Origin of the sequence: Vibrio sp. Vb1980 (assembly GCF_033338615.1) — a bacterium.
Lineage (GTDB): Bacteria > Pseudomonadota > Gammaproteobacteria > Enterobacterales > Vibrionaceae > Vibrio > Vibrio alginolyticus.
The window spans coordinates 567,292-592,015 of record NZ_JAWOSZ010000002.1; the positions used below are offsets into that span (position 1 = coordinate 567,292).

General features: G+C 44.4%; 20 protein-coding genes. 9 read left to right on the forward strand and 11 right to left on the reverse strand.

Annotated elements, in window-relative coordinates:
• Positions 1–39: 39 nt before the first annotated feature.
• Together R7F64_RS05710 and R7F64_RS05715 are read right to left on the reverse strand one after the other, a co-directional pair.
• Positions 40–2,004, reverse strand: coding sequence for an Hsp70 family protein (locus R7F64_RS05710; RefSeq protein WP_199267695.1), 1,965 nt, complete (start codon positions 2,002–2,004; stop codon positions 40–42).
• Complete coding sequence (locus R7F64_RS05715) at positions 2,004–2,636, reverse strand: DUF2760 domain-containing protein (RefSeq protein WP_318071522.1); 633 nt, start codon at positions 2,634–2,636, stop codon at positions 2,004–2,006. The genes R7F64_RS05710 and R7F64_RS05715 overlap by 1 nt, the downstream gene beginning before the upstream one ends.
• Before the next feature lie 291 nt (positions 2,637–2,927).
• Between R7F64_RS05715 and R7F64_RS05720 the strand changes: the two genes are divergently transcribed.
• Both R7F64_RS05720 and R7F64_RS05725 read left to right on the forward strand, forming a co-directional pair.
• Complete coding sequence (locus tag R7F64_RS05720) at positions 2,928–4,469, forward strand: sensor domain-containing diguanylate cyclase (protein ID WP_158156356.1); 1,542 nt, start codon at positions 2,928–2,930, stop codon at positions 4,467–4,469.
• A gap of 83 nt (positions 4,470–4,552) precedes the next feature.
• A complete protein-coding gene (locus R7F64_RS05725; RefSeq protein ID WP_033905248.1) occupies positions 4,553–5,083 on the forward strand; it encodes a 3'-5' exonuclease in 531 nt (176 codons plus the stop codon).
• 241 nt (positions 5,084–5,324) lie between these two features.
• Here R7F64_RS05725 and R7F64_RS05730 read toward each other — a convergent pair whose 3' ends face one another.
• The 3 genes from R7F64_RS05730 to R7F64_RS05740 all read right to left on the reverse strand — a co-directional run bounded on the left by R7F64_RS05730 (position 5,325) and on the right by R7F64_RS05740 (position 8,255).
• On the reverse strand, positions 5,325–5,765 hold the full coding sequence (locus R7F64_RS05730) for a TerB family tellurite resistance protein (RefSeq protein ID WP_017820644.1): 441 nt from the start codon (positions 5,763–5,765) through the stop codon (positions 5,325–5,327).
• A gap of 189 nt (positions 5,766–5,954) precedes the next feature.
• Positions 5,955–7,895 (reverse strand): alkaline phosphatase D family protein, encoded by a 1,941-nt coding sequence (locus tag R7F64_RS05735; RefSeq protein ID WP_318071523.1) that lies wholly within the window; start codon positions 7,893–7,895, stop codon positions 5,955–5,957.
• Between the two features lie 9 nt (positions 7,896–7,904).
• Complete coding sequence (locus R7F64_RS05740) at positions 7,905–8,255, reverse strand: hypothetical protein (RefSeq protein ID WP_005377676.1); 351 nt, start codon at positions 8,253–8,255, stop codon at positions 7,905–7,907.
• Between the two features lie 235 nt (positions 8,256–8,490).
• Between R7F64_RS05740 and R7F64_RS05745 the strand changes: the two genes are divergently transcribed.
• A complete protein-coding gene (locus R7F64_RS05745) occupies positions 8,491–9,795 on the forward strand; it encodes a MipA/OmpV family protein (protein WP_318071524.1) in 1,305 nt (434 codons plus the stop codon).
• Between the two features lie 164 nt (positions 9,796–9,959).
• Complete coding sequence (locus R7F64_RS05750; protein ID WP_005389458.1) at positions 9,960–10,247, forward strand: hypothetical protein; 288 nt, start codon at positions 9,960–9,962, stop codon at positions 10,245–10,247.
• Between the two features lie 94 nt (positions 10,248–10,341).
• On the opposite strand, the gene R7F64_RS05755 is transcribed toward R7F64_RS05750, so the two are convergent.
• On the reverse strand, positions 10,342–10,926 hold the full coding sequence (locus R7F64_RS05755) for an FMN-dependent NADH-azoreductase (protein WP_025766683.1): 585 nt from the start codon (positions 10,924–10,926) through the stop codon (positions 10,342–10,344).
• Between the two features lie 185 nt (positions 10,927–11,111).
• On the opposite strand from R7F64_RS05755, the gene hrpA reads away from it, so the two are divergent.
• The 5 genes from hrpA (at position 11,112) to R7F64_RS05780 (ending at position 18,934) form a co-directional block, all read left to right on the forward strand.
• Positions 11,112–15,098 carry an ATP-dependent RNA helicase HrpA gene (hrpA, locus tag R7F64_RS05760; protein ID WP_318071525.1) on the forward strand — a complete coding sequence of 1,329 codons (3,987 nt, stop codon included), beginning with the start codon at positions 11,112–11,114 and terminating at the stop codon, positions 15,096–15,098.
• Between the two features lie 182 nt (positions 15,099–15,280).
• A complete protein-coding gene (locus tag R7F64_RS05765; protein ID WP_021033871.1) occupies positions 15,281–15,760 on the forward strand; it encodes an outer membrane beta-barrel protein in 480 nt (159 codons plus the stop codon).
• 199 nt (positions 15,761–15,959) lie between these two features.
• Positions 15,960–16,475: an outer membrane beta-barrel protein gene (locus R7F64_RS05770; protein ID WP_005377661.1), complete on the forward strand. Its 516-nt coding sequence runs from the start codon at positions 15,960–15,962 to the stop codon at positions 16,473–16,475.
• Positions 16,476–16,837: 362 nt separating this feature from the next.
• A complete protein-coding gene (locus R7F64_RS05775; RefSeq protein ID WP_005377659.1) occupies positions 16,838–18,418 on the forward strand; it encodes a BCCT family transporter in 1,581 nt (526 codons plus the stop codon).
• Positions 18,419–18,544: 126 nt separating this feature from the next.
• On the forward strand, positions 18,545–18,934 hold the full coding sequence (locus tag R7F64_RS05780; RefSeq protein WP_005377656.1) for an ATP-binding protein: 390 nt from the start codon (positions 18,545–18,547) through the stop codon (positions 18,932–18,934).
• A 19-nt stretch (positions 18,935–18,953) separates the two neighbouring features.
• On the opposite strand, the gene R7F64_RS05785 is transcribed toward R7F64_RS05780, so the two are convergent.
• The 5 genes from R7F64_RS05785 to R7F64_RS05805 form a co-directional block, all read right to left on the reverse strand.
• Complete coding sequence (locus tag R7F64_RS05785) at positions 18,954–19,592, reverse strand: sugar transferase (protein ID WP_005377654.1); 639 nt, start codon at positions 19,590–19,592, stop codon at positions 18,954–18,956.
• A 10-nt stretch (positions 19,593–19,602) separates the two neighbouring features.
• Positions 19,603–20,793, reverse strand: a complete 1,191-nt coding sequence (locus tag R7F64_RS05790) for a glycosyltransferase family 2 protein (protein WP_042522924.1) — start codon at positions 20,791–20,793, stop codon at positions 19,603–19,605.
• Complete coding sequence (locus tag R7F64_RS05795; RefSeq protein WP_318071526.1) at positions 20,786–21,904, reverse strand: glycosyltransferase; 1,119 nt, start codon at positions 21,902–21,904, stop codon at positions 20,786–20,788. Before R7F64_RS05795 ends, R7F64_RS05790 begins: the two co-directional genes overlap by 8 nt.
• A gap of 221 nt (positions 21,905–22,125) precedes the next feature.
• Entirely contained in the window at positions 22,126–23,559 is a 1,434-nt protein-coding gene (locus R7F64_RS05800; protein WP_005377649.1) for a GumC family protein, read from the reverse strand.
• A complete protein-coding gene (locus R7F64_RS05805) occupies positions 23,556–24,680 on the reverse strand; it encodes a glycosyltransferase (RefSeq protein ID WP_318071527.1) in 1,125 nt (374 codons plus the stop codon). The genes R7F64_RS05800 and R7F64_RS05805 overlap by 4 nt, the downstream gene beginning before the upstream one ends.
• Positions 24,681–24,724 lie beyond the last annotated feature (44 nt).

Below are 24,724 nucleotides of genomic sequence, written 5' to 3' on the forward strand. Positions count from 1 at the left end.
TTAAAAACGGCACCCGATTGGATGCCGTTTGATTTCTATTTATTCTTCTTCGTCTGAGTTGCTTTTCGCGTCTTCGCGCACATCGAACTCAACATGCCATTTTTGACCGTTATCAGCGGCAATGGCTTCTAAGTAAAGCGTACCAAGCTCTGTGACGCGAGAGGCTAGGGTTACAGGAACCACTTCACCTTCACGACGACCTTCAGATACAGGCAGCGTTACTTGGATTTCTGGAAGCTCTTCAAGCTCTTCTGGTGCCCAGTAGTCTAGGTGAGTACCTGCTAGGTCATCACGACGAACCGTTGAGCCGAAGAATTGGAAGTTAACTGGCTGGCCGATGATTAAACCAAACTCTTGGCTTGGTACGTCAACGCTTGAGCCTTCTTCCATACCAAATGGTGCAACACAAAGTGCTTCCATTGGCGGCGCCATGCCCGGAATAGCTGGCATCGCACTTTCGATACCCACGTAGTACGCCGAAGCAATACCACCACGGATACGAACGCCCTGACCACGACGCACAGAGCCGTAGTAAGCCGCACCGCTAGCAACTGCAAGGTCTAGATCTACACCTGTTAGGCGTTTTGCCATTTCTGCATCTGCTTCAATTAGCCATTCGTTGATCGTGTCTTCTAGACGAGTTGCTAGAAGTTTCGATTTCAGAACACCACCGTTGAATAGGATTGCGGTTGGCTTGATGAAGTCAGCTGACTGCGCTGCATCCGAACCTGGCATACCAGGCATGTTAGCGAATGGGTTGAAATCTTGAGCTGCTGCTTCTGCGCCATTTCCTGAAGTAGAAAGAGCATTGGCTTGCTTAGACAAGAACGCTGCAATGTGACGAGTAATGCCTGCATCTTGTGCGTAAGGCAGACCCATTTGCGTTAGTGCTCCACGGTTACGTTGAACAGGGTGGTCAGTAATTGCAACTTGAGGGAAGAAGCCATCAACCAGTGTTTGTTGTACTTCTTCTTGAGTCAGTTCTGTTTTCAGCGTTGCGCCAAGCAGTTTAGAACCACGGCTTGGTACTACGATTGGCACTGACTGAAGTTCGCTGTCGTTCAATAACGCTTCTTTCGCGTCACGACATGCGTGTGTCATTGCCTGAACTTGCCATGGCTGTAGCTCTTTGCCTTCTTGCGCTAGCTTCATCTTCAAGCGGTACGCAAGTGCAAGATCCATGTTGTCACCGCCAAGTAGGATGTGTTCGCCTACCGCGATACGGTTCAGAGTTAGGTTGCCGTCGTCTTCAGTTACTTCAACCAAAGAAAGGTCGGTTGTACCACCACCGATATCGACCACAAGCACGATGTCGCCAACTTCAACTTCGTCGCGCCATTTGTCGTTGCTGTTATCGATCCAGTTGTAAAGTGCAGCTTGTGGCTCTTCTAGAAGTGTTAGGTGCACAAAACCAACGTTGCGTGCTGCTTCTGCAGTTAGATCGCGAGCAGCAGGATCAAAAGAAGCAGGAACCGTAATGGTTACGTCTTGATCGGCAAGGTTGTGATTTGGGTTCGCGTGATTCCAAGCGTCTTTTAGGTGCTCTAGGTAAAGCTCTGTCGCACGAAGAGGGGATACTTTTTCCACTTCTTCTGGGCTACCTGCTGGCAGGAAAGCATCACGACGGTTCACACCTGCGTGGCAAAGCCAAGATTTCGCACTTGCAACAAGACGAATTGGTGTTTTTGAACCTAGGTTACGTGCAATTGCACCAACTAGAGCTTTTGGCTCGCTCGACCACGGAAGAACGCGTGATTGCGGGTTCATTTCGTGTTCGTGCGGCTGGTAAAGGAAAGAGCCTAATTGGCTGCGAGTCTCTACCGTACCCGGCGCAGTCAACTGCGGGATAGGCATCACTTCAACGCGAGCGTCTTCGTCGTGAGTATCAACAAAAGACATCACACAGTGTGTTGTACCTAAGTCGATACCAACACTGAATTTAGGCGTCTGTTGAGTTTCAACAGACGCTTCTTGAGAATGGTTTTCTTGGTTCATGTGTTCCATTACAGCTCAACCTCAGCTGGAGCGATCACAGATGCGTCGTAGTTCTCAGCCAGTTTAGGCAACGTCATTGATGTTACCTTCCAACCTTTGTGAACTAGCGTGCCGTTAAATGGCGCGCTGCCTGTTACGTTGCCAGTTAGGCGGATTTCTTGTGGGTTGAAGCCTTCTTCAACCGTAATGCGAGTTTCTTCGTCTTCGTTACGAACGTGCGCTAGCGTCACGTAGTCGTTCAGTACTTTCTGACCGCCAGTGTGGATTACGCGAGCAGCTGCGCCTACTTCTTCATCAGAGAATGACGTTAGGTCTTCTTTTAGGAAGTCAATCAGACGAGCTTCTTGTTGCATGATAGAAAGCAGCTGCATTGCAGAGTCCGTTGATGCGGTTGCAAGTTTTGATTCAACTTCTACAACACGCTCTACGACTTTCTCTACTTCTACTACTTTTTCTACTTCAACGATCTTCTCAACTGGTTTCTCAACCTCGACGATTTTCTCGACTGGTTTTTCTACCTCTTTCTCGACCACTTTTGATTTGCGCGACACTGCAACTAGAAGAAGCAAAACGCTCGATGCGGTTAGGCCAGCGTGAAGCATATCGAACGTTTGAGGAATTAGGTTCAAATCAATGTTCATGACGTTTTTTCTCTTTCTATTGATTTATTGGTGCTCAGTATTGGCTCATATTTGTTCACTAAAACGATCGTCTTTGCGATCTTGCACCAAGTTTAGACATTAAAATGATGACGGATGGTAGCATATTCAAGGCTTAAGGCTGTAACAATTCGTGACTATACCGTACGAACAGCGTGAAAAATCGACGATCAGACTCCCCAATATAGGTTGTTGCTTGATGTTTGTGCATTGCTAACGCAGTATTTCAATAGATCCCGAAGTTTAACTTACGGAAGTATCAAAAATTACGATATGACACAAAGCACCGCTCATAAGAGCTTTATAAAACGACATTCAGACTCTATTTTAGCTTTTTTGGCGACTTTATGTGTCACTGCTGGTGTAGTTGGTGCTGCTTATACAATGCAGCAACGGTATACACAGACTACGTTTGATACTTTAGCCGACCGACAAGCAGAATCACTTAAAGCAAACGTCGAGAATGATCTAAAGTTCATTGGTGCGGGCGCAAACTTTTTCCATTCGATTGAGCGAAGCTATTGGCCATCGTTTCCGATGTATGCGGAACAAGTGATTAACAGCTCGCGAAGTCTCATTGGACTTCAATGGATGCAAAAGGTTGAATTCGAAGATCTTGATGAACATATTTTAAAGACCCGTCAAAAATTTCCAAACTTCCAACCGTTTACCGTTCCTAAAGATGGTCCCAAAACCTACGGGTACATTTTTGAACACAATGAGCCAATTTTTATCGCGTCGGATATCTACCCAAGAACTCCGGAAAACCTTTCTCTATTGGGTTTCTATTTTTCGCGCAAACGCTTCGATTTAATCTTGGATGATATTTCCGAAAATGGGCGAGCGAATGTCTCGGATAAAGTTCGCTTACTGCAAGATGGTTATGACAAGTCCATACCTAAGACTGGGTTGCTGGTGTTCCATCCAGTGTTCGACTTCGAGAACAAATATTTATTAGGAGTAGTGACCGGTGTTATCCGAAGTACGGTTTACTTTGAGGATTTGATTACGAAAACCGCGACGGAGCTCGATATGTCGGTGCGCGTAGAAGATTTGGGATTCGACGCAGCAGATGACCCTGTTCTCTTTCAAAGTGCTAGCTGGGATAACATTCGAGGAACCGTTATAAGCCGAACCATTCAACTGCCTAACCGTGAATGGCGTATTGACTTTAAACTTTCTGACGCAGTCTCAGCTTGGGAGCGTTCTATTTTAGCGGGCACGACGCTAGCCGGATTGGTAATCGCCTTTTTGATCAGTTGGATTGTGAATTTACAGTCTCGAGAAAAAGAGCGCTTAGCGGTCATGTTGGAGCTCAAAATCGTTGAATTAAAAAGAATGGCAGAGCGAGACCCTCTAACTCAACTACTGAATCGCCGAGCATTCAACGATCACTTGCTTAATCAGATAAACAAAGGTGTTAACTTCGCCTTGGTTGGTTTTGATATCGACCACTTCAAAGTGATTAATGACAAACACGGCCATTTAGGTGGAGATGAAGCGTTGCAACATGTCACTAAGCTGGTCAGTGCTAATTTAAAACCGGGAGATAAGTTTTACCGCGCTGGTGGTGACGAGTTTTGTATTATTTCTAAAGTCATTGATAGAGCGGTGCTAGAAGCTTACCTAGAAAAGTTACGGAGTGTTGTGGCAAGTACGGCTTTTGATTATGGTGATGCATCAATCATCTGTACGTTGAGTATCGGTGCGGTTATCCATAAAGAAGAAGATCCTGAGAGCTTGTATCACAAAATGGACAGTCAACTCTATTTGAGTAAAAAAAACGGCCGTAATAATGTGTCGATCGGCGATTAAATGGGCGCACAAATTCGAGTTTTACGCCGTGTTACGATAGAATCGCACGCTTTAAATTTTTATGTTAGGAACCAAGGCAAACTATGAACCATAACCGTATTGTATGCTTCGATTTAGAAATGTGTTGCTGGAACGAAAATGGCGTCGGCAGCACGGGTGAAATTATCGAAGTGGGGTTAGCTGAAATAGATTTGTCTAAAGGTGAGATAGTCAAGCGTGCTCAATACTACGTGAAACCAGAACACGATGAAGTGTCTCTGTTTTGCGCTGAGTTAACGGGCATCACACCACGTAAGATTGAAAAACAAGGACGCCCACTAGAAGAAGTGCTTAAATCCATGGTTAAGAACTTCGGTGGTCGCAACAAAATCTTTGCATCTTGGGGGCGAGATGACCTCATTCTTCTAGAAGAGTGTAAGCAAAAAGGTATTGAAGCACCGTTCACAGAGTTCATCAACTTAGCGACACTCTACCGTATTCAAAATCGTCTTAAAGATAGACGTATAGGCCATCGAGCCGCTCAAGAAGCAAAAGGAATAGACTGGGAAGGGCGTCAACACTCTGGCTATGTAGATGCATACAACTTAGCTAAGCTTGCTTTGACCATGTTTTAGTTATTCGAACCTAGCTAGCTTGTAATTAAATAATCATCCAACCATTGTTGTTTTGTCATGCAGTCTGTTTAGTGTGGAAAGAGCTAAACACATACCTTGACCAGTATTTTAATAACAATGTCGTTGGCTTATTGAAAAACGCGCAGAGTGCGCGTTTTTTTATGGCTACAGAAGCGATATCTGTTGTCATTCTAGGGGTAGCTTAGAGTTAGCCAGCGACTTATATACTCATCTCGTCACTTTACTGAGACTGTAACTTCGCTCGAATGAACTCGCTGTGATCAACATAGAGTAGCTCTGCTGTTTTACGGATCACCGCGTCTTCTAGCGGGTCAATTTCGCCGTCTGCGTAAGCGACTTCCCACATGCTTTTGATTAAGTTGTAACGAGTTTCTTGAGTCAGTTCTCTTAGTTGAGAGGTAAAGTCGTACAGCGAAGCGGAATCTTTTATTTTCTGTTGCGCTTGCTCTAACAAAGTATTTGATTCTTCTTCATTTAACGAAAGCAGTTTCATCAATAAAGAGCGCTTTGTTTCTTGTTCTCTATCATCGACACTATGGTCTGCGCCAGAAACTTCACAAAGCAAACACGCGATAGCCATGTTAGGGGAAAGTGTGTTGGTTTGGCTTAAATCAGAGCCATCAATGAGTTGTTTAAATAATGATGTGAGAGAATTAAACATAATGAACACCGAGCTATTGTTTATTTGGTTAACATGGTAATAAATACGGAAGATCTCAAGGTGCGATACCAAATTTAGCACGCCGTTGACATTTAAGAACGGCCACTTTCTCCCCAAAAAAACTAAACTCCTGAGTTAGTTCAAGGTGACTTGCCTCTTACAAAGGGCAAGTCATTTTGGGATTGATACTCAGCTTTCAGCACGTGTCGGTGGAAAATGAACTTCGTCACCATCACTCGTCAGAATACTAATTTGACTTGGTTTGCCTTCATCATCAAGACGTAGCTCACCAATGGCACTATGGTTAACCAAGCGATAAAAGTTGTGCGTACTTGGTGCGCGTTTGTAAATCTTGAGTCGTTTACGTTTTGTGAACCAGTTTAAAGGTGAGCGAGGGCTGTATAGCAGTCTATCTAGGCCATCACAAATATTGAGCAGTTGTGTAGGGAACTGATTTTTAATTCCACTACAGGTGATTTGATAGATATTCGGACTGTTTTTTCGATAGCGGAGCTTAATATCGTATGCAAAAGAGTAGTGTACGTCGCCAGAGAGAATAACAAAGTTAGTTGGTGTCTTTGTGTGTGTGAAAATACTAATAAGAGTATTCGCACTTCCGGGGTGAGCCATCCAGTTTTCAGCATCAACCATCAATGGTTTACCAAGCATGGTCACCACACGTTGTAGTGCTTCGATAAATTTCACACCAAACATTGGCGCGGCAGAAACAATAACAACTTTTTCTTGGTGCACGAGTTCTTGGTGGAACTCAATCATCGCTTCCCAGTCCATTAAGCCAGAAGGTTTGTTCATTTTAGACTCAGAACGCCAGCGTCTGGTTCGTGTATCTAGCACGACAACTTTTGGTGTCGTAGGAATGGTGTAGTGCCAATTCTCAAAGCGATACAAATATTGAATAAATGCATCTTGGGTTTGCGAGGTTCGCTCATCGATAAAGCGTTGAGCGAGGCTCATAAATTCATCATTGAATTTTTCTGGCGCATTTCCCCAACCTTGGCAAAGCCAGTAAGCTATCAAGCTATTACCGATAATGCGTTTTGCAAACGTGTTGCTGTATGCGGCTTGTTCCCAGCCTATGGTGAGATTCCAATCGTCGGTGACATCGTGATCATCAAAAATCATATAGGTTGGAATGTGAGCGAGTAAGCGTTGAACCTTTTCCAGACCTGCGACGAATTTATCAATTTGTTTTTTTTCTTCGCGCCATTGCTGCTGCCATTTGGGTTCAAGAACTTCTCCGCCGACAGTAAATTCGTTTTCTAATAAACGATCCGTTCGAACAAGCTTCCACAAGGTCGGAGACCAAACCAATAAGTACATTGCAAAGCACTCAGCAAAGCTTATTAGGTGATTCTCACACTCTTTGGCGCTGAATATTGGTGTCCCTCGGTGTGGAAAAAACTTACTTAGTAAACTGTCATCACTCACATAATGAGGCAACAATTTATCTCGACCATAATAGCAAGCAGGGTGTTGGTAGAGCTCATTGGTATTTTTTATCGGAGCTTGATCGAATTCTTCGCCTGGCAAACCCAATAAAGCTATGACTTGCTCAATGGCATCGAGAGTGGGGCCTGCAACATGGTCTGCATAGATTTGATCACCACTCATGATGAGCATATCCGGTCTTTCTTCAATGGATTGAGACTCGATTTTATGATCCGCAGCGACCAATGTATCATCACTGAAGTGATGGGGATTACGGCAAGAGCCATGTAGGAGATAATCCGCTTTTTCACTAACGAGGAACTCAATACCCAAGTTTGGCGTATTATCTTGCTCATAAGTCAGGTGAGGGAGCAGTTCCGTCACTAATCCATATTGCGTTTTTATTTGATAGCGTAACGCTTGATGGGTTGGAAACTCGCCTTCTAATTTAAGTAAGCAACACCACGCATTGAGGCCGATTTGAAGCTGTTCTTTTTGTTCACTTAAAGGGGCTTGATAAAGGATGGAGGCATTTTCATCCGTAATTTGCACCATACCCTCCAAGCGTTGGGTGGTGACTAGCCAAATATTGATTTCAGTTGCGGTCACTTTACGTAGGATCGGACCTGCAACGACAAGAGGAAGTGAAGAAATTTCAGTCGTGTTCATCAATGCTGGCAAAACGGCTCCTTATGTGTCAGCTTCTTCTTCTAATATTTCGATAACTTGCGAGCTACTAAGTTCATGTCCCATAAGGAACAAACCAAGCATCGCATCGGCTTTTGACGCGTTATCACTGTCTTCATCCAAAATTTGCTGAAGCCGAGTTCTAATTAAGTCGATTTCGTGTTCGACGAAGCCACGCCCTTCTTCGTCACCTTGACCATCTTCTGGTGCATTATCAAAGTGCAAAAACAACATGTCACCATCGAGTTGAGTCCCTATCAACCTCTCTGGCAGCCATGCTTCTCCCATCACAATGTCTGGGTCTGTGTCTGCGGGTAAATGATTCAAGGTAGAGATGAGTTCTGATGCTTTCACTTTTTACTTCATTATGTTTGATTTAGAACTAAGCTAGAGTTTAAGCGCTTGTTGTAATGGTAAAATATTCGCAAACAAGCTCACCTAGTCATGCAATATTAATATGATCATGGGACTCAAACTGTCACGAGGATGACAACATTTGCCATTGTAACGGCTATCATCAGCAGAACATAAGCTTTTAATGGCAAATCATTGATGTTTGCCTGCTTCTCAACCAACATTTTTCGAACTCATGAAGAGATTAATTCTAACAACACTCGCTTTACCTTTAGCTGCGGCAGTTTCTTCTGCGCATGGTGCAGACGAACAAACGTGGGGGATTGCTGCGATGTATCGCACAGCATCGATTCCGTTTTACACCGCCGATAATGACTCTACGGTGAGTACATTTGTACCAATGATGTTCTTTGAAAACGAACATGTGTATATCAATGGCATTGAAGGTGGCGCTTTTTTGTATAACGAGAGTGATTCCGACTGGCGCGCGAGCGCACTCATGCGATTGAGATTTGTCGATATTCCCATGTCGCTACAAAATGCTAATGAAGGGGACAGAGTCGATTTCGGTGGGCAAGTGCGTTATAGCATTAACGACACTTGGCGCGCAGAAGTAGAGTTGATGACGGACGACGAACTCCAGTTTCACTCTAATTACCGCCTTGCTGCCAATTATGTATTTGGGGATTGGGAATTAGAGCCATCGATTACGATTCGATACAAAGACGCTGATTTCAACAGTGAATATTATTCCTTTAAGGATATTACTGGCGAGAGAATTGGATCTGGACTTGACACCAATCTTGGTATTAAAGCGCGTTACCATGTAACTTCAAATTTGTATTTATTGGGTGAGACGAGTGTTACTCGCTTAGATGATAACGCCTACAACAGTCAGCTTGTAGAAGATCGGTATCAGGGAGAAGTGTTTGTTGGTTTTGGCTTTTTCAACGATAAAAGCAAAGCTCCGAAACCAACACTGAGCAATAAAGCATATCTACGTATTGCGCATGGTTGGGCGACGCCTTCGAACATCGGTGAAATATTTAGCTTTGAGAGAGAAAAAGACCCATACGACAATCAACTTACTTCATTGTTTTATGGGCATCCATTAACGGACGAGCTGTTTGGTTTTCCTCTTGATATTTATTTAACGCCAGGGTTGGTTCATCACTGGTCGTCCAGTGTTCAGTCTGCGAGCACAGAATACGTCATGGCGATTAAGGCTTATTATACGGTTAATTGGCCTACGACTTGGCGATTTGGTGTAACGGAAGGTGTGTCATACATTGATAGCATTACCTATATTGAAGGCACAGAAATGGAAGACAAGGGTTATACACCAAGCAAGTTGCTCAACTACCTAGATTTCTCGTTTGATGTCAATGTAGGCGATCTCTTCAACCAAAAGAGCTGGAACAATATGTGGGTGGGCTATTCATTGCATCACCGCTCGGCGATTTTTGAAAGCGCTTCCCAGTTTGGGCGAATTAAAGGTGGGAGCAACTACAATACTATTTATTTCCAGTTCGAGTTTTAGCGCATCGCGAGATGCATATAGGTCGGATTTGCAACTGACTTATTTATCGCCCATTATGAGTAATGATGAATAATACTATGCTGCTTTCAACGAGAAATTTCGTATATCGTGCCAGAGTTAAGGCTGTTTGTGATGCATCTGATGAATCGGATGGCATAAGCACCATGAGTATCGACTCCTCATTCAATCTTCAAATTGAAGCGATAAATTGTACCAACGCTGAATTTGCCAAACGCTTTTTTGCCATTCACGGAGAAGGGCACTTGGAGGGCGATGAATGGTTGGTGTTGTACGTCAACTCTCTTGACGTTAAGGCGGGAGACAATATAGAAATCCGTAGCGATGTCGCGTTTAATGCGATGATCGAGAATATGATAAGCGAAGCTGAGCGGTCTTTAGAAAAAGTCTACCTCGATGCAATACGCAACTTGGAGAAAGTGAATCGTTTTTGACGATGTTAGAGACCCTATAAATACGATCAAGGCATCAGGATCCAAAAAGGGATTGGCGCGAACCAATCCCTTTTGTATTCTGGTTTATTCTAACTTACGCCATTGTTGCAAGTTGGCTTTGCGCTTCTGAAATGCCTTTTGCAGCCGCATCTTCACCCATGTTTAGCGCTTCTGCGTAAACAAATTCCACATCAGTGATTCCTACAAAACCCAGCACAGTGCGTAGGTATGGCGTAACGTTGTCAGTTGGTGAATCTTTATGAATACCACCACGAGTCGTTATTACAATCGCCTTTTTACCTTCAATCAAACCTTGAACGCCGTTTTCTGTGTATTTGAATGTCACGCCTGCACGAGCAATCAAATCAATCCAGTTTTTAAGCTGAGTCGGGATGGTAAAGTTGTACATTGGAGCGGCAATAACCAAAGTGTCTGCGGCCTTTACTTCTTCAATAAGGGTGTCAGACAAGTCGACCACCGCTTGCTGTTCTTGTGAAAGATCTTCCGTAGCGCGCAGTGCAGTCGCAACGGCGAAGTCCAAAACAGGTAGCGGGTTTGCAGCCAAATCACGAACAGTAAGCTTGTCTTGGTCTACATTTTTGATGAAGTCTTCAACCAATTTGTTTGATTGAGAGTAATCGCCAAGGATGCTTGATTTTAGAGCTAGTACACGAGACATAATGGTTATTCCTTAAATAAGTGCTTTCGACTATGGGAGCCATTATAAGCAACGTAAGTGAGTTCAAAAGCCTAGCGATTCGCTGAACATGTTCGAAAAAATTGAATGAGCTTTCGGTTATCTTGTTACAGATCTTGTGTGATACAATCCGCGCAGTTTTTGTAATGAAAAGAATAGGAAACGCTTTGACTTCGTCACAGCCCCCAAAAAAGAATCTAGCTGAAGAGCAAGCGACACCGTCAAATGGTGCGCAAAAAGCGACAGCGAAACAAGCTCAAACACCTCAGGCTCAAGTGAATAGCGCGGCATCTCTGCGTAAAGCGCTGAATCAGTGCATGATGCGCGACCGTTTCCGCTTGAGTAAACGTATTTCTGGTGCAAGCAAAATTAAGAAGGACGCAGCGCGTAATGCTGTGTTCGACGAAATCGCATTAGACATCGCAAAATCCATGATGGTTGCAGAGCAGCGCAGCAACTACAAACCAACGATTGAATACCCAGAAATCCTGCCTGTAAGCCAAAAACGCGACGATATTGCGAAAGCGATCGAAGAAAACCAAGTGGTTATCGTCGCGGGTGAAACCGGTTCTGGTAAAACCACTCAGCTACCAAAAATCTGTGCTGAGCTTGGTCGCGGTAAATTTGGTCTGATTGGTCATACTCAGCCTCGTCGTCTTGCAGCGCGTTCGGTTGCTAACCGTATTGCCGAAGAGATGGAAACCAAGCTTGGTGAGTTTGTTGGTTACAAGGTTCGATTCAACGATCAGATCTCTGAAAATACCCAAATCAAATTGATGACGGACGGTATCTTGTTGGCTGAAATTCAGCATGACCGTTTCTTGAATCAATACGACACCATCATTATCGATGAAGCGCACGAGCGCAGCCTCAACATCGATTTCATCTTGGGTTACTTGAAAGAGTTGCTGCCACGTCGTCCTGATTTGAAAGTGATCATCACGTCGGCAACCATCGACCCAGAACGCTTCTCAAAACACTTCAACAATGCACCAATCATAGAAGTATCGGGTCGTACTTACCCAGTAGAAACACGTTACCGCCCACTAAGCGGTGATGACGACAATGATCGTGACCAGCTTGAAGGCATCTTCGAAGCGGTAGATGAACTGTGCGATGAAGGTTTAGGTGACATCCTGATTTTCATGAACGGTGAACGTGAAATCCGTGATACCGCAGATGCATTGTCCAAACGTAATCTGAAGAGCACGGAAATTGTGCCGCTTTACGCGCGTTTGTCGGCAGGTGAGCAGAATAAGATTTTCCAACCTCACACTGGTCGCCGAATTGTACTGGCAACCAACGTGGCAGAAACCTCGCTAACTGTTCCGGGCATTAAGTACGTTATCGACCCGGGTACGGCGCGTATCAGTCGATACAGTTACCGTACTAAGGTTCAGCGTCTTCCAATCGAGCCAGTTTCTCAGGCGAGTGCGAACCAGCGTAAAGGTCGTTGTGGTCGTGTGGAAGAGGGTATCTGTATTCGTCTGTACTCAGAGGAAGATTTTGAGTCACGCCCAGAGTTTACTGATCCTGAAATCCTACGTACCAATCTAGCGTCGGTTATCTTGCAAATGACGGCACTTGGTTTGGGTGATATTCAAGCGTTTCCGTTTGTGGAAGCACCGGATAAACGTAACATCCAAGACGGCGTGCGTTTGCTGGAAGAGCTTGGTGCGATTAACTCTGAGGTAAAAGACCCGAAAAAACGCCTGACTTCCATTGGTCGCCAATTAGCGCGTTTGCCAATCGATCCGCGCTTGGCGCGTATGGTATTGGAAGCGCCAAAATATGGTGCGCTTAAAGAAGTGATGATCATCGCAGCTGCCTTGTCGATTCAAGATCCACGCGAACGTCCTTCAGACAAACAACAATCGTCAGACGATAAACATCGTCGCTTCTTCCATGAAGAGTCGGACTTCCTGACATTTGTGAATTTGTGGGAATACATCCAAAAGCAGCAAAAAGCCTTGTCTAGCAATCAGTTCCGCAAACAGTGTAAGCAAGACTATTTGAACTACTTGCGCGTTCGCGAGTGGCAAGATGTGTACTTCCAAATTCATCAGTCGATGCGTGAGATGGAATTCAAGCTTAACGATGAGCCCGCTTCTTACCATGGCGTACACAGTGCCATTTTGGTTGGTTTGCTGTCGCACATCGGCATGAAAGACCAAGAAAAGAATGAATATCAAGGCGCGCGTAATGCTCGTTTCCATATCTTCCCTGCATCAGGTCTATTCAAGAAACAGCCTAAGTGGATCATGTCTGCTGAGTTGGTGGAAACCTCAAAACTTTGGGGTCGTATCATCGCAAAGATTCAGCCAGAATGGATTGAGCCGTTAGCTAAACACCTTATTAAACGCAGTTACAGCGAACCACATTGGTCGAAGAAACGCGCTGCGGTGATGGCGCACGAAAAAGTGATGCTTTACGGCGTACCAATCGTACCGAAACGCTTGGTCAACTACGGCAGTATCGATTCGACCGTAAGTCGCGAAATCTTCATTCGTAGTGCATTGGTTGAGGGTGAATGGGAAACCAAACACGCGTTCTTTAAGCAAAACCGTAAGCTTCTGCAAGAAGTGGAAGAGCTTGAGCATAAATCTCGTCGTCGAGACATCTTAGTGGATGATGATGAGCTGTTTAATTTCTATGACCAACGCGTTGGCACCGAAGTGGTGTCTGGTAAGCATTTCGATACGTGGTGGAAAAAGGCATCTAAAGAAAATCCGGAACTGCTGAACTTTGAAAAAGAGATGCTGTTCAAGGGTGATGCTAGCCATGTGACCGATTTGGATTACCCGAACTTCTGGCATCAAAATGGTTTGAAGCTCAAATTGAGTTACCAATTTGAACCAGGCGATGATAGTGACGGTGTCACAGTGCATTTGCCGTTGCCGATTTTAAACCAAGTTGAACCAGCGGGCTTTGATTGGCAAATCCCTGGTTTGCGCCATGAGCTTGTGGTTAGCTTGATTAAATCGTTGCCAAAGACAATTCGTAAGAACTTTGTACCTGCGCCGAACTATGCCGATGCATTCTTAGCACGCGTCACGCCAATGGAAGCGCCGCTGCTAGATTCATTAGAGAAAGAGTTGCGACGCATGACGGGCGTAGAGGTACTGCGTGAAGACTGGAACTTGGAACAAGTACCTGAGCACTTGAAAGTCACGTTTCGTGCGGTTGATCACCGAAATCGTAAACTGAAGGAAAACAAAGACCTTCATGAACTGAAAGAAAGTTTGAAAGACAAAGTTCAAGAAACGCTTTCCAAAGTTGCGGATGACGATATCGAACAGCAAGGTCTGCATACGTGGAGTTTTGGAGAATTGCCGAAAGTGTATCAACAAAAACGTGGCGGCTACGATGTAAAAGCGTATCCGGCGCTTGTTGATACCAAAGACAGCGTTGAAATCAAACTCTACGAAACAGAGTACGAGCAGATAACGGCAATGCGTGCTGGTCAGCGTCGCCTAATTTTATTGAACGTACCGTCGCCAATTAAATATTTGCACGCCAACTTACCGAACAAATCGAAGCTGGGTCTGTACTTTAATCCATACGGCAAAGTGCTTGATCTGATAGATGACTGCATTGCCTGTGGTGTCGATAAGCTTATTGAAGATCAGGGTGGTTTAGTTTGGGAGCCAGAGAAGTTCGAAGCGTTGAAAGAACACGTTCGTGCTGAATTGGGTGACACCGTTGTAGAGATTGCTCAACAGGTTGAGACTATTCTGACCACGGCGTTTAGCATCAATAAGAAGCTAAAAGGCAAGATCGACTTCACAATGGCGTTTGCTCTGTCCGATATCAAAGCACAAATTGAAGGCTTGATCTTCAAAGGCTTTGCAACGGAATGTGGCTGGAAGCGCTTGCCGGATATTCTTCGCTACATGCGCGCGATAGAGCGCCGTATGGAGAAGTTGCCTATCGATCCAAACAAAGATCGTTTACATATGCTGAAGATTGAATCTGTGACTCAAGACTATAAAGAGTTGCTGAACAAGATCCCGAAAGGTGTGGCTATTCCTGAAAATGTAAAAGAAGTGCGTTGGATGATTGAAGAACTTCGCGTGAGTTACTTTGCTCAACAATTAGGCACTCCTTATCCTGTTTCTGATAAACGAGTCAAAAACGCGATTGATGCTTGCTAATCAACCAGTAAAATAGTGTCAGATTTGTAATTATCGCTTAAGAAGTTGCTGGTACACTAATTGCTAGTAACTCAATAAGCATTATTTTTTAGTTCTGGGAGGCAATAGTTCGCCTCCCTTTATTTGTAGTACCAACGACTGAGTTATGCAGACGTGGGAATAATAAAGAGTAAAGGTAGATGATGAAAAAAACTCTATTAGCAGTGGCGCTACTTGGCGCATCTTCTGCGGCAATGGCGGATTCTTGGATTTACGGTGGTGCAACAGTAGGTCAGTCTGACTACAAAGGTGAGACGGACACATCATACTCTGTTCACGTTGGTACAGGCATTCTACCTATCATTGGTGTTGAAGCTGGTGTAACACAGCACGGTGAGTTCAACGTAAATGGTCAAGACACTAAGCTAACTTCTTACTACGCAGCACTTAAGCCAAGTATCGACTTCGGTCCGCTACACGTGTACGCAAAAGGTGGTTTCCATCAGTGGGACAAAAAAGTGAAAGGCGGCAAAGACGATGACGATTTGGACCTAATGTACGGTGTGGGTGCTGAGTACTTCATTTTTGGCCCAATGTCTGTTGGTGCTAGCTACATGAACTACACTGCTGGTAAAGACGATATCAGCACGTTCTCTGTTAACGCAACACTACATTTCCTATAAGCGTCAAGCTTTCTAACACCATATGAAACACACCGGCTTTATGTCGGTGTTTTTTTGTCTGGAAGTCACAAAACAAAAGTTGAACATAAATTATTCACTTTTAGAGTCTTAAAATGCCTATGCTTTCCAATATATAGTGGCGATTAAATGCGCATATTTGCGTAATGTTTCGCTTAGGAATCGATCAGGAAGGGATAGTATGAAAAAAACACTCTCGTTATTCGCTCTAACGTTGTGCTCAACGTCAGCAATGGCTGACTCTTGGATTTACGCTGGTGGCCAAATTGGTCAGTCCGATATCGACAGCGAAAATGATACAACTTATGGTATTCATGTCGGTACTGGTATTTTGCCATTCATTGGCATTGAAGCAGGCTACTTTAACCACGGCAAAGTGGATTTATCTTTGAGTGGCAGCAGGGGTAGTGCTGATTTTGATTCATTCTATTTAGCGGCGAAACCTAGTATCGACTTCGGCCCGTTACACGTTTACGCAAAAGGCGGCATCAATGCATTCAACGTTGATTATGACGGCGGACTGAGAAACTTAGACAAAGATGATGGCGTCTCTTACATGTATGGTGTTGGTGCCGAATACTTCTTGCTTGACAATGTGTCTGTGGGCGCGAGTTATCAAGCGTTTGGCGTGGATATTGAAGGCGATAGCGATACCGTTAGCAGCGTAACAGGGAACATCACCTTCCATTTCTTATAATGCTCGCTGGATGAAAGGTTTGCTGATTTGGTTTCGTCGTTAATTGTGAAACCAAATCAGCGCAGGTCTTCTCTATTTGCGCAGTGACTGGCTATGAACTTAAGTCTTTCTTGTGTCTTTTCTAGTCTACAACCTACGACAAAATCAATCGTTAGACCTCATAATTTTTGTGTTGATATTATTTCCCCTTCATCTGTCTCGAATTGAGCTTAAAATGCAATAAATCACGACTTTTTGCAAAAATATGTGATTGCTGCTAAAATTCGTCCCGCTTTAAAACTTTAGAGTTCAAATTAATGGAGGGCGGTATTGGAGTTCTTCTCACCTGAGGGGCGTTTCAAATTCACGTTAAATTTGTATTTATGGATAATGCATTTAAAAAATATAGTATTGATACAACCGATTATCAGGTTGGACAGGATAACGTTCAAAAGTGGGGATTCGATATACATAACCCGGTTTTTGGCATTAGTGCGGGGCTAGTTGTTTTCTGTCTGATTTCACTTCTTCTTGTTGAGCCAACCACTGCTCGTGACGTATTAAACGGTCTAAAAAACGGAATTATCGAACAGTTTGATGCGTTCTTTATGTGGTCGACAAACTTCTTCTTATTGTTCGCCGTTGCTCTTCTTTTTTCTCCGCTAGGTAAAATCCGCTTAGGAGGCAAAGAAGCAACGCCGGATCACTCAACCGTTTCTTGGTTGTCGATGCTTTTCGCCGCGGGTATGGGTATTGGTCTTCTGTTCTGGAGTGTGGCTGAGCCGACCGCGTATTTCACTGATTGGTGGGGAATGCCACTTAACGCAGTACCATACACCGAAGAAGCAAAATCCCTCGCGATGGGTGCCACTATGTTCCACTGGGGTGTACATGGTTGGAGTATTTACGCACTCGTTGCACTAGCATTAGCGTTTTTTGCCTTTAACAAAGGTTTACCACTTTCATTGCGCGCGGCGTTCTATCCAATTTTTGGTGACCGTGCATGGGGTTGGTTAGGTCACGTTATTGATATCCTTGCCGTTTTGTCGACGCTATTTGGTCTTGCAACGTCGCTAGGTCTAGGTGCTCAGCAGGCGACCAGTGGTATTAACCATGTCTTTGGTCTAGAAGGCGGCATTGGTACACAAATGATTGTGATCACCTTCGTTACCTTTATCGCGGTGTTATCAGTGATTCGTGGCATTGATGGTGGTGTTAAGCTACTGAGTAACGTCAATATGGTGGTTGCGTTTGCGCTGCTTATTTTCATTACCTTCATCACGTTTGATACGGCGTGGAGCTCGCTACGCGACACAACAATGGCTTACATTGAAAATATTATTCCATTGAGTAACCCTCACGGTCGTGAAGATGAAACTTGGATGCACGGCTGGACGGTATTCTACTGGGCTTGGTGGGTATCTTGGTCACCGTTTGTTGGTATGTTTATCGCGCGTGTGTCTAAAGGTCGTACGGTTCGAGAATTCTTATTCGCAGTCATCGTTATTCCTACAGTTGTTACTTTGATTTGGATGTCTGTGTTTGGTGGTATCGCGCTTGACCAAGTGGTGAATAAAGTTGGTGAGCTAGGTGCAAATGGCCTAACTGATATTTCATTGACTCTGTTCCATGTTTACGATGCGCTTCCGTACAGCTCAGTGATTTCAATGCTTTCTATCGTGCTGATTCTGGTATTCTTTATTACATCGTCAGACTCTGGCTCGCTGGTTATCGATAGTATTACCGCCGGTGGTAAGATTGATGCACCAGTACCGCAACGCATTTTCTGGGCGTGTATTGAAGGTGCAATTGCAGCCGTAATGCTTTGGGTTGGTGGTAAAGAAGCCCTGCAAGCATTGCAATCAGGCGTTGTTGCAACAGGATTACCGTTTACTTTTGTTCTGCTGTTGATGTGTGTCAGTTTGGTGAAAGGGTTAAGAACTGAACTGCCAGCTTACAAATAAATACAACGCGATCCATGATTGAGTTTAAATGCCGAGCCTAATGTGCTCGGCATTTTTTATTTCTACTTTTCTTTTCCAATAATTTCGTTACAGTTTAGGCTTATTTCCACCTCATTAAACTGCATTATGTCACTGGCTAAACTCATTCTTATTCGTGGACTTCCGGGTTCAGGTAAAACAACCTTAGCAAAACAACTGGCAATAGAGCTTGGTGCTAAGCATTTTGAAGCTGACATGTATTTTGAAAATGATGAAGGTGATTATCACTTTGAACCGGTTCAATTACCTCAAGCGCATGAGTGGTGTTTTCAGCAAACTAGAAAGTGGTTGAACAAAGGGAGAGTCGTGATTGTGAGCAATACGTTTGTTCGACATTGGGAGATGAAGCGTTACATGGACTACTGCATGAAGAAGCGCATCGAGGTGGAAATTAAAGTGTGTCACGGAGCGTATCAAAGCATTCATGACGTGCCACCAGCGACGATAGAAAAGATGCGCCGCCAGTGGCAAGAGTGACCGTTACCAGAACCGGAAGTTATTGGCCTCGTCCGTCAATCATCACAACGAATGTTTTGCTCATGATTGAAAGGTCCATTGAAATCCAAGAGTAAAACGAACCTAAGCTTAGTGCGTAACTGTGGTCAAACCCAACTTTGCGTCTTACATCTTCAATGCATGCATCATAGCCTTGGTTAACCTGAGCTAAGCCTGTGATACCCGGTAACACGCCATATGTGCGCTCTACAAAATAGGGGATTTCATCTTCTAATTTCTGGTAGAAAGCTGGGCGTTCTGGGCGCGGCCCAATCATCGACATTTCACCTCTCAACACATTAAACAGTTGAGGTAGTTCATCTAAACGCGTTTTGCGTAAAAAGCGTCCTACTGGCGTGATGCGGGGATCATTTTCAGTTGCCCATACTGCGCCAGAGCGTTGCTCTGCATCAATATACATGGTGCGAAACTTCATGATTTGAAAAAGATCCATTTTTTCTGGTGTGCAGCGTCCTACTCGCAATTGGCGATAAATCACAGGGCCTTTCGATGTGGTTTTGATCGCTAGCGCGATAAATGGGAATAGTGGTGCAGTGACGACCAAAATAAGCATTGCAACCAGTACATCAAACGTTCTTTTCGCGTGGCATACATTTGAATCGTAGCGTGAGTTTTTCATGATGCTTTCCTTATTGGTTGACGCGTTTCCAACGTCCATTTTCCATTCCGAGTAAATACTTCATACCGCCGATAAAGTTGGCGAGATGACCAATGACGATGTAGCTAATCAGCTTAAAAGGTTTAATTGTGTTAAGTGCTGGCATCAAGTAAGTGATAAGCGCGATGCTATAAATACCAACTTGTGCGGACAGCATTACTTGAAACAGCGGATTGTGTGCCAGTAGTAGTGAGCAAATAAAGCAAACAATCATCAAATAGGGTGTTGCTAAGCGCAGAACCTTTCCCGATAGAAATGCAAAGGCAGTGCCACGATAACGAGGTAGCAGTAATTTCTTTAATTGCATGAGCTGCTGCATGTTACCCGCTGAAATTCTTAGGCGCCGCTTGAAATCTGCGTTGTCTGAGCTCTGTTCTAGTTCAAGAGCCAGCATGTTTGGCTCGTAAATAGCGCTATAGCCTCGCAAAACGATTCTCATAGGGAGAATAAAGTCGTCATTAATGGTGCTAACTTCCAGTGGTTCAAATAAGTGAGTTCTGAAAGTGTAAAACGCACCGTGGGAACCAATCGTTGAACCTAACAAAGATTCTTGGTGCTTTACTCGAGACTGGTATTGCCAATACGCCGCTTCACCTTGGTTATCAGTGCTCATTATTTGATATGTTGCGTTAACCACTCCAACGTTCTCATTTTGATAATGCTGACTAGCTAGCAATAGAGAATCGCAAGAAATCAATGCCGACGTGTCACTCAGTGCGGTAATGTCCGAGCTAACATGACGCATTTCTTCGTTGAGTAGGGCAACTTTACCGCGATTGACTTGGTGATCATTAATAATGAACAGAGTATCAGAGCAGATTGCTTCTTGAATTGTCGCTTGAGCAATCTCGGCTGTGTTATCTGTGCAGCCATCACATGCGATCACTACTCTTAATTTATCCCTCGGGTAGTCTAGGCTCGCAAGGTTACGGATCTTCTCTGCTATCCATTGTTCTTCATTGTAGGCGGGCACGATGACAGTAATAGAGGGTAGCTGGCTGTCTGTTTTGGAGGCTTTGTAAGCTCGCTCTACAAATGGTGCTTTGGTTTCGTCTTGCTGTTTTAAAGGAAGCCACTTAAGGAGCAGTGGGTACCCAACGTGATGATAGACAATCAAAAACGCGGATAAACCAAACCCTATAATCCAAAGTAAATCATTCATAGCTAGCCTCCTTGGCCAAACGTGAGTAGCGACTCACCATGTCTCTGATATCAAAGTGTTTGAGAATAAAAGTTCGAGGAGAATGGTGTGATGATTCCAGTTGCTGTGATAACGCTTCGGCCAACGAAAACACGCGATTTGCTTCAACCAGTGTGCTGTTGTTCGGACAGAGCGTCTCTTTCACGCCGCCAACATCCGTCGCGACGCAAGGAATGTCACATGCTTGAGCCTCGAGGGTTGAGAGAGGAAATCCCTCTTGAAGTGATGGTAAGCAAAACAAGTCTAGGCTTTGGTAAAAGCTGGGCATATCGTCGACCAAGCCTAAAAAGGTTACTCGATCTTCAAGTTTTAACGTTCTAACTTGTGCTTCCAATTGAGCTCGCTGAGAACCATCTCCAGCAATGGCTAGGTGTGTGTTTGGCGTAAGATGAGAGAATGCTTCGATAAGCACTTTATGGCCTTTAACTGCTTCTAGACGCCCGGCAACGCCAATCACGATTTTGTCGGTTGGAAGTTCAAACAAGTGTCTTGTTGCCGTTTGGTCACCGCTTTTAAACTTCTGACAGTCAATCCCGTTATGGATAGTACAAATTTTGCGATACTTTAACTTAGTCTGTATTTGATGGGCGACAAAGTTAGCATCGGCAACTACTTGCGGTCGAATCATCGTTAGCAAAAGGGACTGTAGTCGAGCTGATTTTTTGTTATTAAGGTGCCATGCGTCGTGCTCGGTATGAATCACTACAGGTACGTGCGCTAAACGTGCAGCAATACCACCATACAGAAGTGGGCCGATATGATGGGTGTGGACCACGTCTGGTCGCATTCTTTTTATCATTGAACTCAGCGTAGCGATGGTCTTCCCGCTGAATCCAGGTCTTTTATTAAGAAAGTGTAGTTGGCCTTGGTAGGGCAACAGTTTTTGCCAGCCTTGTAGTGCATGTTCTTTGCTTCCTTCTAAGCTCACGACAAAAACGGAATGGTTTGGCGGCGCAAAACGAAGCATTTCTAGCACGAGCGTTTCTAAACCGCCAGGAGCTAAGTGTTGCACGACGTGTAATATCACTTTTTTGCTGTGCTTAGTGTTATTGTGTTTTTGTCTGAATTCCATTTTCAAACCCTCGTTGAGTTCTTTGTTTATTTAGGAATTGCAGACAGCGTGCCAAGAAATTAAACACTTAAAAACAATAGGTTAATTTCAGCTCGTGTGAAGTTCTATGTTTATTCTCAATTTGAGATTCATATTAGTGGACATGCTATGAGGCTGTATAAGGCAGTAGTAAAAGAAAAGCACTCGCCGACCGAGTGCTTGTAAATGAGTTCTTATGGCGGTTAGTTTCCGTACACTACGTTAGGTAAAGTGGTGATGACAGGAACACCAAGGTGTTTTTCTAATGCTCTTTTAGAGCGGATAGAGTTATCGGCTAACTCAAGTATCGTCGCTAATCCAATGCCTAAACCAGCGCCACCAATAAATCCTAAAATGACAAACACAAAACTAGGTAAGTTAGTTGGAATCGTTGGCGTGAACGGTTCATCAATGATTTTTACGCGCTTATTCTCTTCAAACTCTCCCAAAGAACCCGTTAGTTGGGCCATCTCATAGCGTTCGACGAGTTCATCATACATTTCTCTCTTCACTGCGACGTCACGAGCTAAGCGGTTGATTTCTGTTGCTGTGCTCCCAAATTGGTGCGCATTTCGCTCTAATTCTTGGATCATGTCTCGCAAGCTGTTGGTTTCTTCCGTAAGTGCTTCAAAACGTCCACGCATCATTTGTAATTGATGTAGTTGGGAGACAAGTAGAGGCTGTGCTTCGCCAAGACTGTTTACTGTGGTATTGCTCGCGATATCCCATAGTTGAGCACTGTTTAGTTCTGGTTGTTTAGAGTTCAAGAGTACCGAGCGTTCCTGCTCCAACCGGTTTAATTCTCGCAACTTACCTTGCACTAAACTATGCGCCTCTGTGTATTTAGCGCGAAGCAGGGTAAGTTCACTACGAATGTCGATGATTTGCTCTTCCAGTTTACCGATAACCGGGTTCGTTTTGGATAGTTGTTGATCCAAACTGCCTAGACTTCGTGAAACACCAGCAAGCTCCGCCTCCTTTTCGGCTAGCGTTTGTTTGAGGCTAGCAAGGCGAGTAAGGCTTTGAGCTTGCATTTCGGGCGTCGCGTCTGAGTAAGTATTTTTATATTCTGCAAAGGCTTGTTCAGCCTTGTCTAGTTCTTCCCTGCGTTTGTTGATATGGATAGTCAAAAAATGGCTCGAATCTTTAATCGAAGAACGCTCAGGAGCCAAAAGCTGTTCGACAAAATGCTCTCTGACAGACAGCAGCATCGACTCCATTCCTTCTGATTTACCACTTTGCAATTGAATTTGAATGAAGTCTTTACCGAGTGGCTGAACAGACAGGCGCGACGCAAGATCTTTTATGATGAACTCTTGCTCTTTTGCACTCATCTCGTCATTGATCAGCGATTGTTCTTTTGCGACAGAATACAAAACGTGTCGGCTTTTTAGCAGAGTACTGAGTGCGCTCAATCGGTCTTTAAGCATTGTTGAGACGGCAAGGTCTTGAAGGAACGGGTTCATTTTCGCTGTCTCTTGAATAAGCATGCTGGTATGAGCAACATAAGTCGTCGGAACCAGTTTACTTACGATGAAACCCAGCACAGGCAATACAAGCATAGGAATAACGATCATGTAGCGACGTCTCCAAGCTCCATGTAACAGTACGCTGAGGTTTTCTCTTAAATCGTTCATAGCGCCCTCACTAATTTATCAACTTGGTTGGCTCTTGCTTCCCAGCTTTGCTGTTGAACAAATGACTTTGAATCTGTCGGTGGCGGTAGGAGGTGATCGAGACTGGCACGCACGTCTTCGACATCTTGAACCACATGAAGCATATGTTTGTAGGGCATTAATGCAGGAAACGGTGTGCTGATAACAGGGGTTCCTGTTGCCAAGTACTCAAGAAGTTTAAGCGGATTACATGCCTTGATTTGAGCGTTATCAACAAAGGGCAACCAACTGGCATCCCAGTGTTGGGAGTAACGTGGCAGAGTGTGATGCGCTCTCGGGCCCAGGTAGTATACGTTGCATCTTTGTGGAAGTGGATTATCACTGAACTCGTTAGGGCCGATGAACACGAGATCCCAGTCAGGCGCTTGGTCTGCGACTTGGGCAATTAAGTCGTAGTCTAACCATTCAGACAAACTGCCATAAAAGCCCAGCACTTTGCGACCATTATTAGGAAAATCTTCAGCCTTAGGTGCTGGCTCAGAAAACAGACTAACGTCGACACCGTGAGGCAAAGTGACGGTTTTACCAGATGGAAATTTGGTGGAGAGTGTTTCGCTTGCCGTAAAGATAACGCTGGCCGCATTAACAAGAGTACGTTCGTGCTTGGCCACCGTGTCGTGGTCAACACCAGCTAAAGCGCTAAAGTCATCGCCACAATAGTAAATCAGTCCACGTGGGTTCATTTCTGCACAAAGATCGGCAGCAGTCGGGAGCGACGTCCAAAATACAGGCTTATCAAAACCAAGAGCTTGTAATTGTTTATTGAGTTGGTGTTTCATCATCTTAGCGGCCACTTTTCTTGCTAATGCAGAGCTAGGGGCAGGAATGGTGAGCAAGTTGATGATGTGAATGTTTGGGCTTGTTTCAGAGTCCAATGTTGGCTTGTGTGAGCCTACGTTATGAAATACACGAGTGAGTTTGTTTAACGCACGCTGTATGTCTTTAGAATCCAGCTTAGGTTGACGAAGGCCAATGGAGTTAACCCAAAGGATGCGATGGTTCGCTGCTAGTCGCTTGACAATATGCTGAGTGGAAGAGGGTAACCCACCAAAATCTTCTCCAAATACTACGATGTCTGTCATGTGGCTCTCCTTGAGTCTTGGTTATTTGATTACTAATTAAGTGA